This is a genomic window from Paenibacillus sp. 2TAB26, assembly GCF_052115145.1.
Lineage (GTDB): Bacteria > Bacillota > Bacilli > Paenibacillales > Paenibacillaceae > Pristimantibacillus.
The window spans coordinates 174,178-195,642 of the sequence record NZ_JBFRGC010000014.1 but is presented as its reverse complement, the minus strand read 5'-3'; the positions used below and the strand labels follow the sequence as shown (position 1 = coordinate 195,642).

Annotated in this window: 21 protein-coding genes; 4 read left to right on the top strand and 17 right to left on the bottom strand. The window is 44.2% G+C overall.

Going from position 1 to position 21,465, the window contains the following annotated elements:
• Positions 1 to 1,581: 1,581 nt before the first annotated feature.
• The 13 genes from AB4Z50_RS17895 to AB4Z50_RS17835 all read right to left on the bottom strand — a co-directional run bounded on the left by AB4Z50_RS17895 (position 1,582) and on the right by AB4Z50_RS17835 (position 14,232).
• Positions 1,582 to 2,370 (bottom strand): 2-keto-4-pentenoate hydratase, encoded by a 789-nt coding sequence (locus AB4Z50_RS17895; protein WP_441880954.1) that lies wholly within the window; start codon positions 2,368 to 2,370, stop codon positions 1,582 to 1,584.
• A 3-nt stretch (positions 2,371 to 2,373) separates the two neighbouring features.
• The gene (gene dmpG / locus AB4Z50_RS17890; RefSeq protein ID WP_441880953.1) at positions 2,374 to 3,405 is read right to left on the bottom strand and encodes a 4-hydroxy-2-oxovalerate aldolase; all 1,032 of its coding nucleotides are present in this window, start codon (positions 3,403 to 3,405) and stop codon (positions 2,374 to 2,376) included.
• A gap of 3 nt (positions 3,406 to 3,408) precedes the next feature.
• Entirely contained in the window at positions 3,409 to 4,305 is an 897-nt protein-coding gene (locus AB4Z50_RS17885; protein WP_441880952.1) for an acetaldehyde dehydrogenase (acetylating), read from the bottom strand.
• A gap of 13 nt (positions 4,306 to 4,318) precedes the next feature.
• The gene (locus tag AB4Z50_RS17880) at positions 4,319 to 5,098 is read right to left on the bottom strand and encodes a 2-keto-4-pentenoate hydratase (protein WP_441880951.1); all 780 of its coding nucleotides are present in this window, start codon (positions 5,096 to 5,098) and stop codon (positions 4,319 to 4,321) included.
• Between the two features lie 64 nt (positions 5,099 to 5,162).
• Entirely contained in the window at positions 5,163 to 6,629 is a 1,467-nt protein-coding gene (locus tag AB4Z50_RS17875; protein ID WP_441880950.1) for an aldehyde dehydrogenase, read from the bottom strand.
• Between the two features lie 11 nt (positions 6,630 to 6,640).
• Complete coding sequence (locus AB4Z50_RS17870; protein WP_339203834.1) at positions 6,641 to 7,105, bottom strand: RidA family protein; 465 nt, start codon at positions 7,103 to 7,105, stop codon at positions 6,641 to 6,643.
• A 13-nt stretch (positions 7,106 to 7,118) separates the two neighbouring features.
• Entirely contained in the window at positions 7,119 to 7,664 is a 546-nt protein-coding gene (locus tag AB4Z50_RS17865) for a 3-hydroxyanthranilate 3,4-dioxygenase (protein ID WP_339203835.1), read from the bottom strand.
• A gap of 189 nt (positions 7,665 to 7,853) precedes the next feature.
• A complete protein-coding gene (locus tag AB4Z50_RS17860) occupies positions 7,854 to 9,968 on the bottom strand; it encodes a stalk domain-containing protein (RefSeq protein WP_441880949.1) in 2,115 nt (704 codons plus the stop codon).
• 326 nt (positions 9,969 to 10,294) lie between these two features.
• Positions 10,295 to 10,948, bottom strand: coding sequence for an amino acid ABC transporter permease (locus AB4Z50_RS17855; protein WP_441880948.1), 654 nt, complete (start codon positions 10,946 to 10,948; stop codon positions 10,295 to 10,297).
• 14 nt (positions 10,949 to 10,962) lie between these two features.
• Positions 10,963 to 11,616 carry an amino acid ABC transporter permease gene (locus tag AB4Z50_RS17850; protein ID WP_441880947.1) on the bottom strand — a complete coding sequence of 218 codons (654 nt, stop codon included), beginning with the start codon at positions 11,614 to 11,616 and terminating at the stop codon, positions 10,963 to 10,965.
• Positions 11,617 to 11,691: 75 nt separating this feature from the next.
• Positions 11,692 to 12,480, bottom strand: coding sequence for a transporter substrate-binding domain-containing protein (locus AB4Z50_RS17845; RefSeq protein WP_430054502.1), 789 nt, complete (start codon positions 12,478 to 12,480; stop codon positions 11,692 to 11,694).
• Positions 12,481 to 12,506: 26 nt separating this feature from the next.
• Entirely contained in the window at positions 12,507 to 13,271 is a 765-nt protein-coding gene (locus AB4Z50_RS17840; protein WP_441880946.1) for an amino acid ABC transporter ATP-binding protein, read from the bottom strand.
• Positions 13,210 to 14,232, bottom strand: a complete 1,023-nt coding sequence (locus tag AB4Z50_RS17835) for an amidohydrolase family protein (RefSeq protein WP_441880945.1) — start codon at positions 14,230 to 14,232, stop codon at positions 13,210 to 13,212. The genes AB4Z50_RS17840 and AB4Z50_RS17835 overlap by 62 nt, the downstream gene beginning before the upstream one ends.
• Before the next feature lie 349 nt (positions 14,233 to 14,581).
• Between AB4Z50_RS17835 and AB4Z50_RS17830 the strand changes: the two genes are divergently transcribed.
• The 4 genes from AB4Z50_RS17830 (at position 14,582) to AB4Z50_RS17815 (ending at position 18,547) form a co-directional block, all read left to right on the top strand.
• Positions 14,582 to 15,199 (top strand): TetR/AcrR family transcriptional regulator, encoded by a 618-nt coding sequence (locus AB4Z50_RS17830; protein ID WP_339203842.1) that lies wholly within the window; start codon positions 14,582 to 14,584, stop codon positions 15,197 to 15,199.
• A gap of 120 nt (positions 15,200 to 15,319) precedes the next feature.
• The gene (gene ald, locus AB4Z50_RS17825; protein WP_339209701.1) at positions 15,320 to 16,459 is read left to right on the top strand and encodes an alanine dehydrogenase; all 1,140 of its coding nucleotides are present in this window, start codon (positions 15,320 to 15,322) and stop codon (positions 16,457 to 16,459) included.
• Between the two features lie 16 nt (positions 16,460 to 16,475).
• Positions 16,476 to 16,682: a 4-oxalocrotonate tautomerase gene (locus AB4Z50_RS17820; protein ID WP_441880944.1), complete on the top strand. Its 207-nt coding sequence runs from the start codon at positions 16,476 to 16,478 to the stop codon at positions 16,680 to 16,682.
• A gap of 113 nt (positions 16,683 to 16,795) precedes the next feature.
• A complete protein-coding gene (locus tag AB4Z50_RS17815) occupies positions 16,796 to 18,547 on the top strand; it encodes a methyl-accepting chemotaxis protein (protein WP_441880943.1) in 1,752 nt (583 codons plus the stop codon).
• A gap of 107 nt (positions 18,548 to 18,654) precedes the next feature.
• Here AB4Z50_RS17815 and AB4Z50_RS17810 read toward each other — a convergent pair whose 3' ends face one another.
• The 4 genes from AB4Z50_RS17810 to AB4Z50_RS17795 form a co-directional block, all read right to left on the bottom strand.
• On the bottom strand, positions 18,655 to 19,326 hold the full coding sequence (locus AB4Z50_RS17810) for a hypothetical protein (RefSeq protein ID WP_441880942.1): 672 nt from the start codon (positions 19,324 to 19,326) through the stop codon (positions 18,655 to 18,657).
• Positions 19,319 to 20,005 carry a hypothetical protein gene (locus AB4Z50_RS17805; protein ID WP_441880941.1) on the bottom strand — a complete coding sequence of 229 codons (687 nt, stop codon included), beginning with the start codon at positions 20,003 to 20,005 and terminating at the stop codon, positions 19,319 to 19,321. The genes AB4Z50_RS17810 and AB4Z50_RS17805 overlap by 8 nt, the downstream gene beginning before the upstream one ends.
• Positions 20,006 to 20,019: 14 nt before the next feature.
• On the bottom strand, positions 20,020 to 20,649 hold the full coding sequence (locus AB4Z50_RS17800; protein ID WP_441880940.1) for a DUF4004 family protein: 630 nt from the start codon (positions 20,647 to 20,649) through the stop codon (positions 20,020 to 20,022).
• A 165-nt stretch (positions 20,650 to 20,814) separates the two neighbouring features.
• Positions 20,815 to 21,447 (bottom strand): hypothetical protein, encoded by a 633-nt coding sequence (locus AB4Z50_RS17795; RefSeq protein WP_339203848.1) that lies wholly within the window; start codon positions 21,445 to 21,447, stop codon positions 20,815 to 20,817.
• Positions 21,448 to 21,465: the final 18 nt, after the last annotated feature.

Here is a 21,465-nt window from a genome sequence, read left to right as displayed (position 1 = left end):
GTTACCTCACTTTTGGACATCATTTTGAGCAATAACACCACTGGAGTTCGTTAGCGTTCTTAAAACACAATTTCCTGCCCAGTAGCGTCTACTGAGTTCGTTAGGAATTGGTAGACTAATCTCGCAACCTAGCTCCTACCTCGACACATCTAACGAACTCCACAGGCCCTATTTGATCAAATTAGGCTTGTTTTATTTTCTAACGAACCCCACACTCCCTATTTACCTAAGTTACCTCACATTTGGACATCATTTTGAGCAATAACGCCTCTGGAGTTCGTTAGCGTTCAGAAAACGCATTTTCCTGCCTAGTAGCGTCTTCTGAGTTCGTTAGGAATTTGTAGACTAATCTCGCAACCTAGCTCCTACCTCAACACATTCTAACGAACTCCACAGACGCTATTTGATCAAATTAGGCTTGTTTTATTTTCTAACGAACCACACGCTCCCTATTTACGCATTTAGACTCCATTTTGAGCAATAACGCCACTGGGATTCGTTAGCGTTCAGAAAACACAATTTTCTGCCCAATAGCGTCTACTGAGTTCGTTAGGAATTGGTAGACTACGCTCACTCCCCAGCCCCTACCTCAACACATTCTAACGAACTCCACAGGTGCTATTTGATCAAATTAGGCTTGTTTTATTTTCTAACGAACCCCACACTCCCTATTTACCTAAGTTACCTCACATTTGGACATCATCTTGAGCAATAACGCCACTGGGGTTCGTTAGTTCAGAAAACACAATTATCTGCCCAATAGCGTCTACTGAGTTCGTTAGGAATTGGTAGACTACGCTCACTCCCCAGCCCCTACCTCAACACATTCTAACGAACTCCACAGGCGCTATTTTATCAAATTAAGCTTGTTTTATTTTCTAACGAACCCCACGCTCGCTATTTACCTAAGTTACCTCGCATATGGACATCCTTTTGAGCAATAACGCCACTGGGGTTCGTTAGCGTTCAGAAAACACAATTTCCTGCCCAATAACGTCTACTGAGTTCGTTAGGAATTGGTAGACTACGCTCACAGCTCATCCCCTACCTCGACACATTCTAACGAACTCCACAGGCGCTATTTGATCAAATTAGGCTTGTTTTATTTTCTAACGAACCACACACTCGCTATTTACCTAAGTTACCTCACATCTGGACATCATTTTGAGCAATAACGCCTCTGGAGTTCGTTAGCGTTCAGAAAACACAATTTTCTGCCAAATAGCATCTACTGGGTTCGTTAGGAATTGGTAGACTAATCACGCAACTTAGCCCCTACCTCAACACATTCTAACGAACTCCACAGGTGCTATTTGATCAAATTAGGCTTGTTTTATTTTCTAACGAACCACATACTCGCTATTTACCTAAGTTACCTCACATCTGGACATCATTTTGAAAAATAACGCTACCGGAGTTCGTTAGCGTTCAAAAAACACAATTTCCTGCCCAATAGCGTCTACTCAGTTTGTTAGGAATGAAAATGCAATTGTAATGTGAGCATCCCCTCAACCAAAACAAACCAAAAATGACACCCAAACTGTTATCAGTTTGAATGTCACTTTCATTTCCAAGCCATGCTTATACGCAGCTTAAAGATACGCTTCCCAGATGAGCAAACTGTGCTTGAATTGTATCTCCCGGCTGAAAAGCAATTGCTTCCGTAATCGCTCCGCTCAGCACGATATCGCCCTTGCGCAGCCCTAAGCCGCGCTCGCCTAACTTATTAACAGCCCATGCGACCGATACAGCGGGGTCGCCCAGCACCGCGGCACCGGCGCCAGTAGCCATCACTTGATTGTTTTTCGAGAGCACAACGCCGATTTCAGGCAAATTCAACTCTCGCACAGGAACCATTTTGCTGCCAATTATAAATTTAGCCGATGAGCAATTGTCCGCTACAACATCCGCAAGCGTAAACTTGAAATCCAAATACCTGCTGTCTATTACTTCAATTGCTGCAGCAACATACTGCGTTGCACGTAGCACATCTTCACCGGTTATATTCGTTCCTTGCAGATCCTCGCCTATAAAGAAAGCAATTTCCGGCTCAGCCTTCGGATGAATCAATTGTTTGAAATCGATAGATTCCCATTCCAAAGCTAGCATATCGCTAGTCAGCTCACCGTAAATCGCTTCATAGACACCCATCATTTCCTGCTTTGCTTTGCTAGTCAGCCCCAGCTTATAGCCAATCGAGCGCGTGCCAGCTTGAATCTTGCGCTGTAACAGCTGCTTTTGCACATCATAAGCCTTCTCTATTGTTAAGTCTGGATATTGATCTGTAACCTTAATTACTTCTCTGGACTCTTTCTCGGCATCGTACAAATACGTTACGATTTCTTGTTCCATTTCACGTGTGATCTCCATCCTTTACAGCACCCCGTTCTTATTTCTGTCCGCCAGCTCTGCGGCAACATCAACAATCATGTCTTCTTGTCCGCCGATAATGCCCCTTCTGCCAAGCTCAATTAGAATGTCGCGCGAGTCAATGCCAAATCTTTTGCTTGCGCGATCCGCATGCAGCAGGAAACTGGAGTATACACCCGCATAACCCATCACGAGACTGCCCGTGACGATTTCTTGCGGACGCTGAAGAAGTGGACTGACGATATGCTCAGCCAAATCCATCATTTTATACAAATCGATCCCGATATTCAGACCTAATCGATCTAACACCGCAATTAAAACCTCTGTTTGGGTATTGCCCGCTCCAGCTCCCAAGCATCGCACGCTGCCATCAATTCGAGTTGCACCTTCTTCGATTGCTACAAGCGTATTGGCAACTGCCAAAGACAAATTATTGTGCGCGTGGAAACCAATTTCTATCGATAAGGCTTGTTTTAACGCTTCTATTCGCTCACGAACCTGATGCGGCAGCAGCGCTCCGGCAGAATCCGTCACATACACAGCCTCAGCGCCATAGCTTTCCATCAATTTCGCTTGTTCTACCAGTTTCTCTACGGGAGCGGAATGCGACATCATCAGGAAACCAATCGCTTCCATGCCGAGCTCTCTAGCCATATAAAGATGCTGGGCTGACACATCTGCTTCCGTGACATGAGTTGCTACTCGTACTAGGCTCGCCCCTAGAGCTCTTGCTTGCTTCAGCTCATGAACCGTCCCTATGCCTGGCAGCAGTAGAACGGCGATCTTCGCTTGTTTGCTTTCATCTACGGCTGCTTCAATCAGCTTCATTTCATCAACGAGCGAACGGCCATACTGCAAAGTTGACCCGCCTAAACCATCGCCATGGCTGACTTCAATATTGTGCATGCCCGCATCATCAAGCGCACGAACAACGCTCCGCACCTGTTCTTCTGTAAATTGGTGTGCAACCGCATGGCTGCCATCCCGCAAGGACACTTCCGTAATTTGGACCGGCTGATTACTTTTTCGGTTCACCCTTTACACCTCGCTATTCGTTTCGCTAGACTGGTTTGATAGGCGGTTTTTTGCATAATCTTCAGCTACCCGGACAGAGGCAGCCGTCATAATATCAAGATTGCCTGCGTATGGCGCGAAGTAATCTCCTGCTCCCTCTACCTCGAGAAACACCGATACTCGATTTCCATCAAAAATAGGCTCCTGCTTCAAGCGATAGCCTGGCACGTATTCTTTTACGCGTTCAACCATGTCATAAATCGCTTTGCTTATAACAGCCTCATCCATATTTTTCACTTCGCAATAGACGGTGTCTCGCATCATAAACGGCGGATCTGCTGGATTTAAGACGATTAGCGCTTTTCCACGATCTGCACCGCCCACCTCTTCTATCCCGCGGCGTGTTGTAATCGTAAACTCATCGATATTAGCCCGCGTGCCCGGTCCCGCGCTTTTGCTAGCAATTGTCGCTACAATCTCAGCATACACGACGTCTGCTGCTTCATTTATAGCATGAATGATCGGGATCGTTGCTTGCCCCCCGCATGTGATCATATTGACGTTCGTCGCTTGCAGATGATTGCCCATGTTTACGACAGGGGATAGGAATGGCCCAACTGCTGCCGGTGTTAAATCAATGACCATTTTGCCCATCATTTGCAGCACTTCATTATGTTTAACATGAGCTTTGGCGGAAGTAGCATCAAAAATAATGTCCGCAAGCTCAGGATTGTCGATAAGCCCCTGAATGCCATTCGAAAAAGTCGCATATCCGCGTCCTTTGGCCCGCTCAAGTCCTTCCGAATTCGGATCGATGCCGATTACCGCTGTAAGCGTAAGCCAATGGCTTCTTTCCAGCTTGTACATTAAATCCGTACCGATGTTGCCAGATCCGATAATAGCTGCTTTCAATTTCCCCATATGGTTTGTCCTCCTACTCGAATGCTACGGATACCGACCCGATAGAACCAAATCGTGCTTCGATGTGGTCTCCGGCTTTAACCTGAACCGCTCCTGACAAAGCACCCGGCAAAATAATTTCTCCAGCCTTTAATGAAATATCAAATTCACTAAGCTTGTTCGCAAGCCATGCAATCGCATGGGCTGGATGTCCGAGTGCAGCTGCTCCCGCTCCCGTTGCGACTTGCTCGCCATTTTTAAATAAAATCATTCCAAGATCGCGTAAATCTATATTGTCGATAGACGTTTTTTTCTTCCCGATCACAACTTTTGCCGATGAACCATTGTCAGCTACCGTATCGATCAACTTGATTTTCCAATCTGCAATTCGGCTATCAATAATTTCTAATGTAGGCACAATATATTTTGTAGCTAACAGCACATCGAGGAACGTTACATCCGGCCCCTTCAGATCCCGATCAAGGATGAAGCCAATTTCCGCCTCAATGCGCGGCGCGATCATTTCATTTGCTTTTACGATGCTTTGATCTTGCACTTCCATATCATCAAGCAAATGTCCATAATCCGGCTCATTGACATTCAGCATCGTTTGCATCGCTTTGCTTGTTAGTCCAACTTTCTTGCCTATAATGTGACGACCTGCCTCCAGCTTTTGCTTGACGACCTGCAATTGTACGTGATAGGCATCGGTTACAGTTATTTCCGAGTAACGTTCAGTAAAAGGTGCGATAGCCACTTGTGTCTCTTCCGCTTCCAATAGTTCACTTGCCAGCGTATTGATGATTGGGTTCATAGTAAATGTCCTCTCTTTCCTCCTAAAAATAAAGCGGATGGTGACGATATCGTCACCATCTTCCTTATAGCTTCATCGTGATCGATTTGGCTTCTGTATAGAAATCAAAGCTATGACGACCGCCTTCACGGCCGATTCCACTTGCTTTCGAGCCTCCAAATGGGGTACGCAGATCGCGGAAATACCAACAATTAATCCAAAACAATCCGGAGTTTACAGAAGCGGCCACACGATGTGCGCGGCGCAGGTCATTCGTCCAAACAACGCCTGCAAGTCCATAAATCGAGTCGTTTGCTATTCGAATCGCATCTTCTTCTGTTTTGAATGGAATGACCACGAGAACCGGTCCAAAAATCTCCTCCTGCGCAACTCGCATCTTGTTGTCTACATCATAAAGCACAGTTGGCTTATAGAAGTTGCCATTTCCAAGCCCTTCGACGCGTGTGCCTCCGCAGCCGAGCTTCGCACCCTCAGCGAGTCCTATCTCCACATAGCTGTGGACCTCTTCGAGATGTGATTTGGATACGAGTGCCCCCATATCCGTCTCTTCGTCAAGCGGCATACCTACTTTTATTTGATTAACAGCTGCAATAAATTTTTCCAAAAACGTATCGTATACGCTTTCATGAAGCAGCATACGTGAGCCAGCAAGACAGATTTGTCCTTGGTTACGGTAGATGGCATCGATTGAGCCTTTCACAACTTCATCCAAATCAGCATCTTCAAAAACGATATTAGCTGATTTCCCGCCTAGCTCGAGAGAAACTGGAATCAATGATTCTGCTGCATTTCGCATGACCGTCTTACCTGTACCCGACTCTCCGACGAATGAAATTCGGCGAACATAAGGATGGGAAGCCATAATTGTGCCAACCGTGCTGCCTGATCCGGCAATAATGTTCAATACGCCCGGAGGAAGCCCAGCTTCATTTGCAATTTCCCCAAGAACAAAAGCACTGAGCGGTGTGTTCGAAGCTGGTTTAACAACAACCGTATTGCCAGCTGCAAGTGCTGCCGATACCTTCCAGGTCATTTGCATGAAGGGCAAGTTCCAAGGAATAATGATGCTGGTTACGCCCGCTGGTGCATATTTGGTATAGGACATCATGCCTTGCTTTTCAAAATTTTCAGCATGATGATAGAGTGCCATTTCGGCAAAAAATCGCATATTCGATGCCGCTCTCGGTATATCAAAGCCACGGCTTTCTTTAATCGGCTTGCCGACATCAAGTGTTTCTAGTACCGCAATTTCTTGATGCCTTTGCATAATCAAATCGGACATGCGGCATAAAATTTCGGCTCTTTTCTCTACTGTCATATGGCTCCAAACGCCGCTTTCGAACGTTCTCTGCGCTACCTCGATCGCCCTGGTCGTATCTGCTTCATTCGCCATTGCCACTGAGGCCAGCTTCATATTCGTTGCCGGATTAATCGTATCGAATGTGGCACCCGAAATGGAATCTACGAATGCGCCGCCGATAAATAGCTTCGCATCTTTTACAGCAGGATTTGCTATAATGTCATGATTCATCTACAGCCCTCCTACTCTTCAATTTCGAGAGTCATTTCAATTTCAATGGCTGTATTGTTTGGCAGCTGCGCCATTCCAACTGCGGATCTTCCATGCTTGCCCTTATCTCCGAATACATCAACCAGCAAGTCAGATGCGCCATTCATTACTTTCGGCTGCTGTGTGAAATCTTCTGTGCTATTTACGAAACCTAAAATTTTGACCACACGTTTCACTTTGCTAAGCTCGCCGAGCTCCTGCTTCACGACTTTTAATAAATTAATCATCGATTGCCGTGCAGCCAGATAACCTTCCTCGACGGTTAAATCCCTGCCCAGTTTTCCATGATACTCATCTACTCCCTGGCCTGCTGTGAAGAGCAGGTTCCCCGCCCTAACGCAGGTTACATAATTGCCTACCAGCGGACGTGAGGAGCCAAGCGTGATGCCAAGCTTTTGCAAATTTTCTTCCGGTGTTGCCAGCGCTTGATTTTCCACCTAAGTCACCTTCTTATTCTGGTTTCCATTCCTTAACTTCTTCAGACATTACATGTCCGCATGATTTGCAAGTACGCACTTCTATATTTGAATTGAAGCTGTGGATCGCTCCTTTTACTTGTGTTTCAATATCGGTTAACTGTACGGTTACGCGGTGCATCTCGTGGTTGCAGCTCTCGCAAAACCATACAAAATCCTCTAGCTCCCCTTTGTCGCGTTTGCGCTCAATAACGATGCCAAACGTGTCAGCCACACGATGCGGTGAATGCGGTACCATTGCCGGCAGCATGAATACTTCGCCTTCATTAACGGCAACAACCTTGCGCTCGCCAGCCTCGGTAATACATTCCACATAACAAGAGCCCTTCACTTGATAGAAGAACTCATCGGACGGATCAATGTGAAAGTCTCTGCGTCTGTTCGGTCCGCCAAGCACCATTGCAATAAACTCAGAATCTTCCCATATTACCTTGTTATTAACGGGTGGTTTGAGCTGCTCCTTGTTATCTTCGATCCATTTCAAAAGATTAAAAGCGGTTAATGATTTAGCAGTTGCCATAATAAACCCTCACCTTCAAATCGATATTTTTTGGATAAAAGCTGATCTTGTTTTCACTATAAGATAATGTCGACATCATGTCAATATTAATATTGACGATATGTCAGTTTTATTTGAAAGCGCATTAAAAAAGGGAAAAGACCGCGTCGCCAATCGGCACTACTGCGGTCTTCTCCCTGCCAAATCATCTTAAATATTAGTCACAACAATCGCCTTATCATCCTGATTCCACACGGCTTTACTTCCAGTTGCTAGTTCAATAAAGGAGATCGGAATATACGTTGTACCGCCCACCATGACTGAAGAAGCAGCCATCGGTTTCTTCACTCCATTCACCGTTGCTTCCTTCTGCCCAATCTGCAGTTGAATGGTAACGCCGTCTTTTGTCCCCGTTACCGTCTTGGAAGCACCATTCCATTTCACTTCATAACCTAATTTCTCAAAAATAGTACGTAAGGGAACGAGCGTTGCACCATCTTTGCTAAACGGCTGTGCTGCCAAAGGAAGTGCCGCCTCACCGTTAAGCTGCAGACTCGCCTTAGGCAGTCCGCTAACAGGATCACCAAGTAGCGGCGAAGAAAGGACGTACATCCCATGGCCAGAGAACACCCAAATTAAATGACGATCCCATTCTACAAAGGTGCCATGCACAGGATCGGATTGATCGCTCATATACTTTTTACCTTCATCGTCAGTCAATTCGCCTGACATTTTCGGTACAAAATAAGCAGCAATCGTTGGTTTTAACGGATCTTTAAGATCAAACATTTGAATGCCTGCATTGTAGAATGCATAGGGCATATATTGTTGGCTTGGTGTACCTGGCTGAATTTCAGCATAGCCGGTACGCTTCGGTCCGAAGCTGCCTCGACGCTGGCAATAGTCCGTAAACGGCGCATCTGCCGGCGGCGTTGGACGCGGCATAATCGTTGCTATTTTCGGATTAAGCGGATCTTTAACATCAATCGCGTAAATTTCTTTATACGGCTCATGGCAATCCTCGCTGAGCGGATAACCGCTGTAATAAACCATGCCCGTCGTCTCTACTTTACTGACGTCGATATTATCGCCCTCAGTTCCTGCAAAGCTCATCGGCATTTCAAGATGCGATACCGTCTTCATATTGTTCGGATCAGAAATATCTACAATGTAGAAGCCTAATCCACCCATCGCTGCATAACCGTATTTTCCGCCTTCTTCTACTGTTTTGGGAATAAACAACGGCATTCGCGATCCCATCCAGCTTGTTTTATTACCTGCTCGCGGATTTAGATTATATTGTGCTTCTTCACCAATGCGTTGTCCAGGTACTGACCAAATCGATAGCTGCTTTGGTTTTGTTGGATCTGAGATGTCATAGACAAGCTGTGCACCTGAATAAAGATAGGTTTTATATTCTGTGTTCGCGTAGCTGTCGTCTGGAGCACCTGCAACAAATAAATATTTATCGCCGGAATAGACCGGGATGTCTTGGCAGCCAGATCCTTGCTGCGGCTTATCTTTGGAGTAAGTACTCGAATCAAGCGGCGTCTCGGAAAGAATTTTCCAATCCGTCCAGTTCGGGCCGTTCACCTCATAAATTCGGAAGCCGCGCAGCATTTCAAAGTCGCGAATTGCCTTTACTTCGTCTGGATTCGTGTACTTATTCGTTATTTTGCCGTAGCGCGGAACCTCATAGCACTGAACAGCTAAATTTTTATCTAATTCCTCGTTGTACTTCACGTTAAACGGGCCAAATTGATGTTCACCCGCTTGTTTGTCGATCCATTTTGTTGTAATAAGCTCGGCCTTTAGCGGGTCCGTTATATCAAATAAATTGTATTGATTGGTCTCATAGTCATACAAATAGCGACGTCCATCCAAATCAAAGGATGTTTGCCAGCTGTGTCCGTACCCCGCTACGAATGGATAAAAGGCTTCAACCTTCATGTTTTTAATATATTGATTCAAGTCTAGATAAGGCAAGCTGCCGTTGAACGGCTGTGGTCCTTCATTTTCCGGCATGACCGTCGGATGAGTAAACACGCCAGTCTCTACATTGTAACCCCAGCTGCCTTCTGCTGGTTCGGCCGGCTCACCCGGCAATCGTTTATGCGTTTCGTCTACTGGATACGGTTGTCCAGCATCAGGTGCATTCACGTTGACGCCTGTGCGCTTCGCAACATAGGCGCCTGAATTGGATTCTGCCTTCACGGCAGTTGTATCTGAGGATGCAAAGATAGGTAAAGACGGAAAGATGAGCGTACTAACAACAGTTACGAGGAGAACACTACTAAAAATTCGCTGCCTGACCGCTTTTTTCATCAGTTCAAAACCTCCAGGAATAAAATATTCATTACCTTTTGGAAACGCTTGCAATTGATCTGATCGAGCAACCCTGACAAAACATTCATGCTGTTCTTAGCTCGAACGTATTCAGCCCCTTTAACAGCCTCCTTCAAAAACATCAGATGTAATTCCAGAATCAACCTAACAATATATTGAATATGACACAGTGTCAATATGATTAATTTCATTTTTTTGTCATTCTTTTATTCTGAAAAAAGGCTTCAACGACAAATAAGAGTCTGTCGAAATTACCATTCGCCAAGACTCATTTTCAGTCATCATTCCCTATCGATCACACAAAATTAAATCGTTAAACGTCTTTCCAATCTTCGTGCAAGTAAAGAAAGCGTATAATTTACGATGAAGTAAAGAATAGCGACTAACAATAAAATTGGAATAACAAACTTAACATTATAGTTATAAATAATTTGTGCACTTCGCATCATTTCTGGGAGTGTAATTACGATAGCTAGCGAAGAGCCTTTGAGAATAGAAGTACACTCGCTGACGATAGGCGGAATCATCCGTTTTAGCGCTTGCGGGAGAATAATATGCCATATCGTTTGGACATAGGTTAAGCCGGAAGCTCTTGCAGCCTCCACCTGCCCCTTAGAAATGGAATTTAAACCGCTGCGGACAATTTCACATAACATAGCTGACGCATAAACCGTTAAGCCCGCTACTGATGCGGTAAACACGTCCAGCTTTAAGCCAATTTCCGGCAGTGCAAAAAAGATAAAGAAAAAGACGAGCAGAAGCGGAATGTTGCGAATTAAACCTACATAGAGAGCAATGATTTTCGCAATAATAGGAATTTTGGCGTATCTAATAATGCCCATGATCGTACCAAATACGAAGGCTAATACAATAGAGAGAGCTGATACTTCAATCGTTACTAAAAATCCTTTAAGTAAGTAAAGAAGATTATTCGCTGAGTAAGCACCTATGAAATCCATGACAGCTCTCCTTTCTAATCGCTCGCCGATAATTTCCGTTCTAGATAGCCGATAAAGAGACTGAGCGGAAGCGTCAATATTAAGTAGAAAATAGCTACAAAAATGTATACATCAAATACAATAAACGTATCCGATGAAATAATGTCCCCGTAGTACATAAGATCCTTGCCAGATATCGACCCCAGAATAGCAGATCCCATCACCAAATTTAGAAATTGATTGCCAAGAGGCGGGATAACAACTTTAATCGCCTGCGGCAAAATAATATGTCGCATCGTTTGAATGTAAGTAAGTCCTGATGCCCGCCCCGCCTCAACCTGCCCATGAGGTACTGCTTGAATTCCTGCTCTAATCGCCTCTGCAATATAGGCACCCGAATATACGGCTAATCCAAGCGTTCCGCTTACAAAGGCATTTAATTGGATCCCTACCGCCGGTAAACCAAAATAGAAGAAAAAGATTTGTATGAGCAAGGGCGTATTTTGAATAAATTCAATATACATCGTCGCCAAGCCCTTAACGGGCTTCACGGGAGAAATCTTCATGACGGCAACGATCGTTCCAATCACTAAACTTAATAGCAGCGCGAGCAGACTGACCTGGAGCGTTGTTAGAAAACCAGCCCAAAATTGTTCCCTGTATTCAAGTAAAATTGAAAAATCCAACATCTAACTCAGTCCTCTCCGCTTCTAGATGTCTAAGGAGATAAAGGGACGAATGAACGCATTCGTCCCCTCCTGCCATTATTCTGGTTTTTGTTTTAACCATTTTTCATATATTTTGTCGTACTCACCGGTTTCTTTTAATTTTTTTAGCGAAGCATTAACCTTATCCAGCATTTCTTTATCGCCTTTTCTAACTGCGATTCCCCATGGCTGATCTTCAATAACACCGCCAACTAGTTTATATCCCGGGTTTTCCAAGGCAAGTCCCATTAAAATAGCATTGTCAGTCGTTAGCACATCACCTTTGCCCGTGCTAAGCGCCGTAAACGCTTCGCCAAGGTTCTCATATTCAGATACGACTGCTTCCGGTGATTTCTCTTCAATTACTTTGCCGTCTCTCGTTCCTTTAACAGCGATAACCTTCTTGCCCTTTAAATCTGCAATGCTTGTAATCGTTGAATTCTCAGGCACGAGCAGTGATTGACCGGCACTGAAATACGGATCAGAGAAATCCACTTCCTGCTTTCTCTCTTCTGTAATTGTCATCGTGCGAACGATCAGATCGATGTCGCCATTTTTCAGCATCGGTATTCTTGTTTTACCATTCACTTCAACATATTCAATATTGTCTTCCGAGCCCGTGATGTCTTTTACGATAGCTGCTGCAATATCGAGGTCAAAACCTTTGGTTTTGTTATCTCCCGTGTCAACATAACCAAATGGAAAAGCATCTGCGCCAATTCCGACGGCAATTTTTTTCTGATCCTTGCCTGATGCCGGTTCTGCTTTACCTCCACACCCAGCCAGACTAACAGTGAGCAACACCGATGCAACCGTTATACTTAGATTCTTCTGCCATTTCTTCATACGTAAATCCCCCTTATTCCCTTTTATTAATGAACCAGAATTCGACTAAGAAACAATCTCGTTCTGTCTTCACTCGGACTTGCAAAGAAATGTTCAGGTTTTCCTTCTTCAACGATCTGACCTTGATCCATGAATATAACGCGATCGGCTACTTCACGTGCGAAGCCCATTTCATGCGTAACCACAACCATAGTCATCCCTTCACGTGTTAGCGCTTTCATGACGTCCAAAACTTCACCAACCATTTCAGGATCTAATGCAGAGGTCGGTTCGTCAAAAAGCATGACTTTCGGCTTCATTGCGAGTCCCCTTGCAATAGCTACCCTTTGCTGCTGACCACCTGATAGTTTGGAGGGGAAAACATTTGCTTTCTCCGTTATCCCAACTTTATCAAGGTAATACATAGCCAGCTTCTCAGCCTCGTTCTTTGGCATACCTCGTACTTTGATAGGTGCAAGCGTGATGTTCTCAATAACTGATTTATGTGGATATAGATTAAAATGCTGAAACACCATTCCAATCTCTTGCCGCATGACATTAATATTCGTGTGCTTGTCATTCACTTTATGGCCATTCACAACAAGTTCTCCAGAAGTAACATTCTCCAATCGGTTAATGCAGCGCAGAAGCGTGCTTTTGCCAGATCCTGATGGACCAATGATGACAACCACTTCTCCTTCTTTGATGTTTAGATCAATATCTTTCAGGACGTGGTTCGAGCCATAATGTTTATTTATTTTGCGAAATTGAATCACGCGGTGAACCTCCGATACGAAAGAATTTTGCAGCATTTCCGCCAAATAAAGCGGCCTTTTCTTCTTCGGTTAAGTTGAGGCTTTGTTCGATGACCTGGCCTGGAGGAACTTCCCTAAGCAAAAAGGGGTAATCAGAGCCCATCATAATTTGTTCATGACCAAATCTATCTATCATGAATTTGAGGTTAAGAGGATCGAACACTAAAGAATCATAAAACATTTTTTTGGCATAATAGCTGGGCGGATGTGTTGTTAAACGAAGCTGCGGCCAAACGTTCCACCCTTGATCAAGCCTTGGCAGAATATAGGGAAAAGATCCTCCGCCGTGAGCAAAACAAACCTGCAAATCTGGGAATCTCTCCATCAGGCCGCTCCAAACAAAAGTAGCTGCTGCTAGAGCCGTTTCGCTTGGCATGCCTATCGTATACATGAAATTATGTCTTGGCGTTCTATCTTTTCCGAGTGTCTCCCATGGATGAATGAACAAGGGGACCTTCCATTCTTCAGCCATTTGGAAAAATGCAATAAAGGAAGGATCGTCTAAATTTTTACCATTTATGTTGGAGCCGATTTCAATTCCATTTAAATGAAGCTCATGCATGCAGCGATCCATTTCACGAATAGCGGCATCAGCGTCCTGCATCGGGACGGTACCGAGCCCAGCAAAACGGTTTCTATGCTGCGCGACCGTTTCAGCTATAAAGTCATTCTGAATGCGTGACATCTCTATTGCTTCATCTAATGGTGCCCAATAAGAAAAGGTAACCGGAATGGGAGACAAAACCTGCATATCAACGTTTTCCCTATCCATATCCTCTATTCTTTTTTTGGGGCTCCATACTTGATCCGTTACCTCACGAAATGATTTGCCGGCTACCATAATCGTAGCACCGCAAGTACATGTTCGATTTAATATCGGCCATCGATCCCCCCCGTATTTCTGATAAAAATCGGGAAGCTGCTCAGGTATAATATGCGTATGCGTATCGATTCGCATGATTTGAAACCTCCTTATAAAAGGGATATCATTCTAAGTAGAAAAGCATGAGCTGGGAATAAAGATGACGAGATGTCAGTTTTTTCGAAAAAAACCACCATCGAATCCCAAATGAGGTATACTATTTAAATAAACCGCTTACAAATTGTGCATCCTTTGTAAACTTTCAGCTTGGATATCTATCATATTATGATGATTATGACATCATGTCAATAAGAATTATGCAAATTTGATTTTGGATGATAGTCGATGAACCGCCATTCTTTTTTATATTTACAATTGGGATGTCATTCGACTAGAATGTATAGTACTCTACAGGCAATATTCTCTTGAAAGGTTGAGATCCTATATGGAAAACGAAATAAAAGATATCGACGGTCGACACCTTAGATCGCAGCAAACGAGGCAAAAGCTTTTAAAAGCAGCCAGAACCGTTTATTTGAAAGAAGGCTTTCAGAACAGTACAATTAATCAAATTATTAAATTGGCAAAAACCGGTTATGGTACAGCCTATACCCATTTTACCGGAAAAGATGATTTTCTAATCGTATTGATGGAAGACGTCATGCAGCAGTTTTTTGATATCGCGAATATCTCCTTCCAACCGACATCCAAAGAAGAGGCTAAAAAGGTCATTAAGAGCCAAGTACTCACCTTCTTCCAAATTGCCGAATCAGAACGAGACATGATGAAAGTATTTGCTGAAGCTATGGGACTCTCATCTGCGGTAAATACAAAGTGGGAAGAAATACGTCACAAGCTTATTCAAAGCATAACGACTGACATCACCTACTCTCAGCAGCATGGTTTAGCTCGAACAGACTTAAAGGCAGAGCTCGTTGCATGCCAATGGTTCTATTCGAATGAAATGTATCAATGGGATATTGTTCATAACAGACACCAATATTCTCTCGAAGAAATTGCGAATACCATCACAACTATGTATACCGACGCTCTTTACTTATAAGGGCTCGGTATGCCTTTTTGGCATTCTTGCACAATAATATTGACACTTTGTCATATTTATTTTATATTGATGCTGCGTCAACTTGTTTGCACAAAATTGGTTGAAGGGATGGAAAAGCAGATGATTATCGGGGTTCCAAAAGAAATTAAAAACAACGAAAACCGTGTCGGAATTGCACCAGCCGGAGTAACGGCCTTCTTGAACAATGGTCATGAGGTTTGGATAGAAGCGCAAGCAGGAGCAGGCAGCGGATTCTCGGACGCTGACTACTTAGCCGCAGGAGCTAAAATTGTATCCACTGCTCAGGAAGTCTGGTCTGCAGAAATGGTTATTAAAGTGAAAGAGCCGCTTGCAGAAGAATATGTTTATTTTCGTGAAGGCTTATTATTATATACCTATCTTCACCTTGCTCCAGAAGCAGAGTTAACAAAAGCTTTGGTCGATCGCAAGGTCGTTGCCATCGCCTATGAAACGATTCAATTCGATAATGGAGCTTTGCCGCTGCTCATGCCGATGAGTGAAGTTGCCGGACGAATGTCGATCCAGATCGGTGCCCAATTCCTTGAGAAGCCGCATGGCGGAAAAGGTGTTTTATTAGGCGGCGTGCCTGGGGTAGCGCCTGGTGAGGTGGTCATTATCGGCGGCGGAATCGTTGGTACAAATGCGATTAAGATCGCTGTCGGATTCGGYGCTTCTGTTACCGTACTCGATGTAAGTCCAGATCGCCTTCGGCAGCTTGACGATATGTTTGGCGGGCGTATTCGAACGCTAATGTCCAATAGCTATAACATCGCAGAAGCGGTAAAAAAGGCTGATCTTTTAATCGGTGCTGTTCTTATTCCAGGAGCGAGAGCTCCTCGCTTGGTTACGGAGGAAATGGTTAAAACGATGCAGCCGGGGTCTGTCATCGTCGACGTTGCCATCGATCAAGGCGGCTCTATTGAAACGGTGGACCGTATTACTACCCACAGCAATCCTACCTATGAAAAACATGGTGTCATCCACTATTCCGTTGCGAACATGCCTGGTGCCGTCGCTCGAACTTCTACGATTGCTTTAACTAATGTAACGATTCCTTATGGCGTACAAATTGCCAACAAAGGCTATAAGCAGGCTGCTCTAGACAACAAAGCCATTGCTAGAGGTATTAATATTGCTGAGGGCAATGTAACCTATAAAGCGGTTGCCGATGCACACGGATACGATTACATTGACATTTCCGACTATTTGAATACCCCTTCTAAGCAAGTTGCCGTGTAAGGGAGAATCATGAGATATGCCAATCGTAACGATTCAGATGATGGAAGGAAGATCAACCGAACAAATAAAGTCTCTTATTGCCAGCGTAACAGAGACCATTGCAGCAGAATTGAACTCTCCAAAGGAGCGAATTCGCATTTTAGTTACAGAAATCCCCTCCACCCATTGGGGAATTGCCGGTGTTCCAGCAGCAGAAATTATCGCTCCGCCTAAACATACGTAGTGACTTCCACCTGCATAAATTCAGCCACTTTATTGGACGGTGAGATCGGTACCGCCAATGATGGTGGCTATTTGTTTTGATAACTGTTGCTTAGAAAAGGGGTTTACCTAACGATGAAACAAATCAGCAATTCTAAACAAATGAAACTATCTTTTTTTGGAAAAAACCTGCTTCTCTCCGGTTTGAACATCGTCTTGATTGCGCTTATCCTCATTACAGCCAGCTATTTTATCCAAGAACGAGTTTTAGTCAAAACCTTAAATCAACAGGCAGAAGGTTTTGCAGCGCTTGCTGCAAGTGAATTCGAATTAGCCGAAGTTAAAGAAGCTTTCCAAAATCATGACGTAAACAGTCCGCTCCACAAAAAACTTATTGGGAAAATAGCACATTTTCAAAATACGAACAACAGTGTATCCCAATCCTATTTATACTCTGTTGATATCGCACAAGGAAAAACGCCGATTCTGCTAGCCGTCCCGCAAGACTATATTGACTCCGGCTACACGCCGGGCACCGCTTATGAGCAATCCCCCGTCATGCTGAAGGTCATGAAAAAGTTGCTCGAAAGCAAAAAAGCAGCAACAACAGACATTTACACAAACCGTTATGGACAATGGATAACCGTCGTTCATCCCATCATGGATGAGCAGAACAATGTCATTGCGGCATTTGCGATTGATCTTCATGCGGATATCGTCTCCGAAGGAAAAAAAGAGCTGCTCCTATGGACGTTGTCCGTTCTGATAGCAGCGCTTCTCGTCATTTTGTTTATCCAAATTGTTGTGCTGCGCAAATTGCTTTCACCTATTAAAGAGTTGAACGGTGCTTTTCGTAAAGTTAGCGAGGGTCAGCTTGATGTGAGTCTGCCCACTAATCGTCTGGATGAATTAGGCTTATTGAATGCCCGTTTCAATGAAATGATATTAAGCTTACGAGACATGATTAATGGTGTACAGCAAAATGCCCATCAAGCAACGATTCAAGCGAATGAACTAGCAACGAATGCCGAGCAAAATTCGAAGTCGCTTAGTGAGGTTTCACACCGCATTCGCCAGGTTGCTGTTGGCGCAGAAACGCAGGAACAGGTAGCCTTCGAAAGCTCTCGTGCAATGGAGGAAATGGCAGTGGGCATACAGCGTGTAGCTGAATCCGCAGCTAGTATGGCGGTTGCCTCTGAGGATATGTCTGAGGAAGCCTCACAAGGCAATCTCTATATTACGAAAGTTATCCATCAGATGGATGGCATCCATCAATCCGTTCAACAATCGTCCGCTTCCATCAACTCGCTAAGCGATCGCTCTAACGAAATTGTGCAAATTGTCGAGGTCATTGCTGGAATTGCATCACAGACCAACTTATTGGCACTGAATGCCGCCATTGAAGCAGCCAGAGCCGGCGAACAGGGAAAAGGATTTGCAGTTGTCGCAAGCGAAGTTAGGAAGCTAGCTGATCAATCCCATCAGGCTGCCACTCAAATTGGCGTATTAATCCTTGAGATTCAACGAGAAATAACGCAGGCGGTACATGCCATGGATGAAGGAACGAAGGAAGTAACACAAGGCATGTTAATCGCGGAGGAGACGGGAGATAAATTTCAAACCATATATGCGGCCACGCACAATGTTGCTCAGCTGATTCAAGAGGTTTCAGCCATATCTGAGCAAATGTCAGCGGGCTCTGAGGAAGTCGCCTCCTCTGTTCAGGAGCTCTCAACTATAGCTGAAAGCTCTTCAAAGGCTGCTATTGACGTCGCTAATGCATCGGATGCACAGCTCGATTCTACGAAGGAAATTAGCGCTTCCGCTGTATCACTTAATGAAATGTCCAAGCAGCTGCAAACATTAATTAGCAAATTCAAACTATAAAATAAAAAAAATGCGTCGGCAGATATAAAGCATACACTCTGCCGGCGCATTCATTTCCTCCCACCTAAATAGGGAAAGCTTATTTTGTTCAGGGCGTATTAAAAAAATCATAGTTTTACCTTGTTTTTCACAACTGCACTCTTATGAATTTTCAGTTCATCACGGTATTCCACCGTCTCAATTTCGCAGTCTATACCTATAATTACATTCTCTCCTCTAACGATACTTGCCTTCGTATAATGAAGCTCGATGTTATCGCCCTCGATCAACCCCGCATTGAATATAACCCCGTCCATCGATTTCATCAGCCTCAGCAATGTTCCCACTTTGCTTCTTTTAATTTTGATTTTGCTGCCTCCGACCTCTTTGGCAAAGCTAGGTCCGAACATACTAATAGCCAGCTGATCTGAGCTTAATAATCCATCGATATTTACTGCGCCACTTATGTGCAGCTCTTCCGCTTCACAATCACCTGCTGCATCCAATTGACCCGTTAATTTAATTTTGTCTACTCTAACTCTTCCTTTTGACTTCATCTCACCTCGTCCTTGCAAGCTAAGCCCATTTAAGCTGCCATCAACGGCACATACGCCCGTTATCTTCATATCTTTCGCAATTAAATTTCCAGCGATCTTGACTTCTCCCGTCAGTCTGAGCTTCTCACAATCCACATCACCGTTAAATTTACATTCGCCTGTTATATTCACATTTTGATAAAACCCGCCCGCTGACGTTGTTTCACCTAATACTTTCAATGGATTCCGTATAGGCTCAGTCACTAACCTTCTCCTCCTTCATAATTGCAGCGCCGGGATGTACGGACAGCTTCGAGCGATATTCTACTCGTCCTATCGAGCAGCCCTGACCAATGATGACAACATTACCCCTAACGATATCTGCAGTTGTAAATTCAATATCAATATTGTCGCCTTCAATGACCCCAACACGCAGCTCAGGCTTTAGCTTCGGAATAATTCCACTGAATAATTTATTCCACATTCCCACGTCTGCCTGCCTGATGACCAGGTTTTCCACGCCAATCTCATTCGCTTTTCCTTGGCCTTGCAGTTGAAATTCCAGCTGGCCCGCACTGAACAAGCCGCCAACCGTGAAGCCGCCCTTACCTGTAAAATGCTCTAGCTCACAATCACCTTTTATGCTCATCATGCCATTTAATTCACAGCTTTCGCCGCTAACTCCGCCCGCGATAGTAAGCAAACCATCCGCCTTCATATTTCCAAATTTCATATTGCCTTTCACATCCATCGTACCATTAACTTCAAGCTCATCTGCCGTAAGATGTGCCTTCATTCGTATATGTCCATTTCCCTTAAACCTTCGCGCAACAATAGGTCCGCTTACTTTGCCAACACCATCTATAGATACGTTATCGTAGCTTCCACCTGCGGCACCGCTAACTCCGCTAATCTTTAAATCTGACAGCTGATATTCCGTCATCGCTCTTCCCTCCATTAAGAAAGCTTCCCTTTTAATTGTTCAATCAAATCACCTAAGCTTAGCTTGGCAACAAGTCGGACACCCTCGTCAAATACTAATTCAGTTGGCGAGTGCGCCATGATAAAGGAAGTCATCCCCATTTTTCGAATAAAAAATAGATCCCAGCTTTTCCCCTCGAACTTCCTGACCTTCTCGTTCAAGGTTTGAAACAACAGTTCTGCTTCCTCTAAGCTCAGCTCTCCAAGGCCAAGCAGGTAGTCAACTGCAAATAAATGCACAAGCTCGTCAAAAGAATATTGTCCACCAATTCCAGATAACGCTCCGAACCTGCTTAGGGTCGTAGACGAAACAATGTTACGTTCTCCAATTTCTGCAGCAGTCAATGTCATACCATTAATCGCGGACGTATCAGATAACTTACCTGCTAGGTCATCTAACGAAAGATCATCCTTCATATTAATGATGTTATGGATGCGCGCTAATATCGTCTGTTTTGGGAAAAAGGTTTCTTGTCCTGTAAACGTTGATTTTCGAATAAACCATTCCTCAGGAATAAGCTTCTTTCGTTTCCAACGATATAATTGCCCATACGAAATGCCGGTTAAATCCAGCAGCTCCTTTTTCGAAATTAAATCCTTATCCACTATAATCACCTCTCGAAATGATCGTAACATAACACTGTTACGTTGTAAATGAGAATATCGCAATAAAGAAAGGTTTGGCTGGCTTGCTATTCTTCATTTACATAAAAGAAAAAGGCAGCTCCCGATTCCATTACGAATCAGAAGCTGCCTTTTGATGAAAAAATTTTAGGAATTTATGCCATGTTCATTTCGGATGTTATACATGCCTTGAATTAGCAGCTCCGCAGGATCCCGGTTCAACTGCAAATGTGTCAACAATAGATGTAACGGAATAGCGCAAACGTTGTTTCCGTCTTTAATCGTTGGAAATCCAGCTTCAAAGACTGGACCGTGTTCTTCGTTCCAAGCCAGACCCGCATGTACCTGTTCCGGAGCAAACTCTTCCGTCACAGCTGTTATACATTGTGGAACGAGTATTTTGTCGATTACCGCTTTAGCCTCCTCTTCACTTGCAGCTGCTTGTGAGAGAGGTTTCCCACCCTCGATCTCCATAAGATCGACGAAGAAAGAAGCCATCCACACCGCAGGATCATTGCCCGATTGGAATCTGTTGACCAACTCATGCAAGAAAAATCCGCAGGAATATACGCTGTCCGACTCATCCTTCACATGAAATACAAAAACTGGGCCATAAGCTTCGTGGTTCAATACTTGTCCTTCAACATCGTTAAATTGCATTTTTAAAGCTACGATGCCATTATGGTGAACAGCCTTAATAAGCTCCGCCCATTTCTCCTCGGTCATCGCCGAATCCTTACTGCTTACTTCCTCATTTGTTGTCTCATTGTTTATTGTCATAGTTCTACTCGTCTCCTA

Bases quoted from the DNA above. Each gene is read 5' to 3' on its own strand.
- AB4Z50_RS17855 (WP_441880948.1), bottom strand. From the start codon at position 10,948: ATGGATTTCATAGGTGCTTACTCAGCGAATAATCTTCTTTACTTACTT.
- AB4Z50_RS17860 (WP_441880949.1), bottom strand. From the start codon at position 9,968: ATGAAAAAAGCGGTCAGGCAGCGAATTTTTAGTAGTGTTCTCCTCGTA.
- AB4Z50_RS17895 (WP_441880954.1), bottom strand. From the start codon at position 2,370: ATGGAGATCACACGTGAAATGGAACAAGAAATCGTAACGTATTTGTAC.
- AB4Z50_RS17795 (WP_339203848.1), bottom strand. From the start codon at position 21,447: ATGACAATAAACAATGAGACAACAAATGAGGAAGTAAGCAGTAAGGAT.
- AB4Z50_RS17865 (WP_339203835.1), bottom strand. From the start codon at position 7,664: ATGGCAACTGCTAAATCATTAACCGCTTTTAATCTTTTGAAATGGATC.
- AB4Z50_RS17845 (WP_430054502.1), bottom strand. From the start codon at position 12,480: ATGAAGAAATGGCAGAAGAATCTAAGTATAACGGTTGCATCGGTGTTG.
- AB4Z50_RS17850 (WP_441880947.1), bottom strand. From the start codon at position 11,616: ATGTTGGATTTTTCAATTTTACTTGAATACAGGGAACAATTTTGGGCT.
- AB4Z50_RS17820 (WP_441880944.1), top strand. From the start codon at position 16,476: ATGCCAATCGTAACGATTCAGATGATGGAAGGAAGATCAACCGAACAA.
- AB4Z50_RS17880 (WP_441880951.1), bottom strand. From the start codon at position 5,098: ATGAACCCAATCATCAATACGCTGGCAAGTGAACTATTGGAAGCGGAA.
- AB4Z50_RS17875 (WP_441880950.1), bottom strand. From the start codon at position 6,629: ATGAATCATGACATTATAGCAAATCCTGCTGTAAAAGATGCGAAGCTA.
- AB4Z50_RS17815 (WP_441880943.1), top strand. From the start codon at position 16,796: ATGAAACAAATCAGCAATTCTAAACAAATGAAACTATCTTTTTTTGGA.
- AB4Z50_RS17840 (WP_441880946.1), bottom strand. From the start codon at position 13,271: ATGCTGCAAAATTCTTTCGTATCGGAGGTTCACCGCGTGATTCAATTT.
- AB4Z50_RS17885 (WP_441880952.1), bottom strand. From the start codon at position 4,305: ATGGGGAAATTGAAAGCAGCTATTATCGGATCTGGCAACATCGGTACG.
- AB4Z50_RS17830 (WP_339203842.1), top strand. From the start codon at position 14,582: ATGGAAAACGAAATAAAAGATATCGACGGTCGACACCTTAGATCGCAG.
- AB4Z50_RS17835 (WP_441880945.1), bottom strand. From the start codon at position 14,232: ATGCGAATCGATACGCATACGCATATTATACCTGAGCAGCTTCCCGAT.
- AB4Z50_RS17805 (WP_441880941.1), bottom strand. From the start codon at position 20,005: ATGACGGAATATCAGCTGTCAGATTTAAAGATTAGCGGAGTTAGCGGT.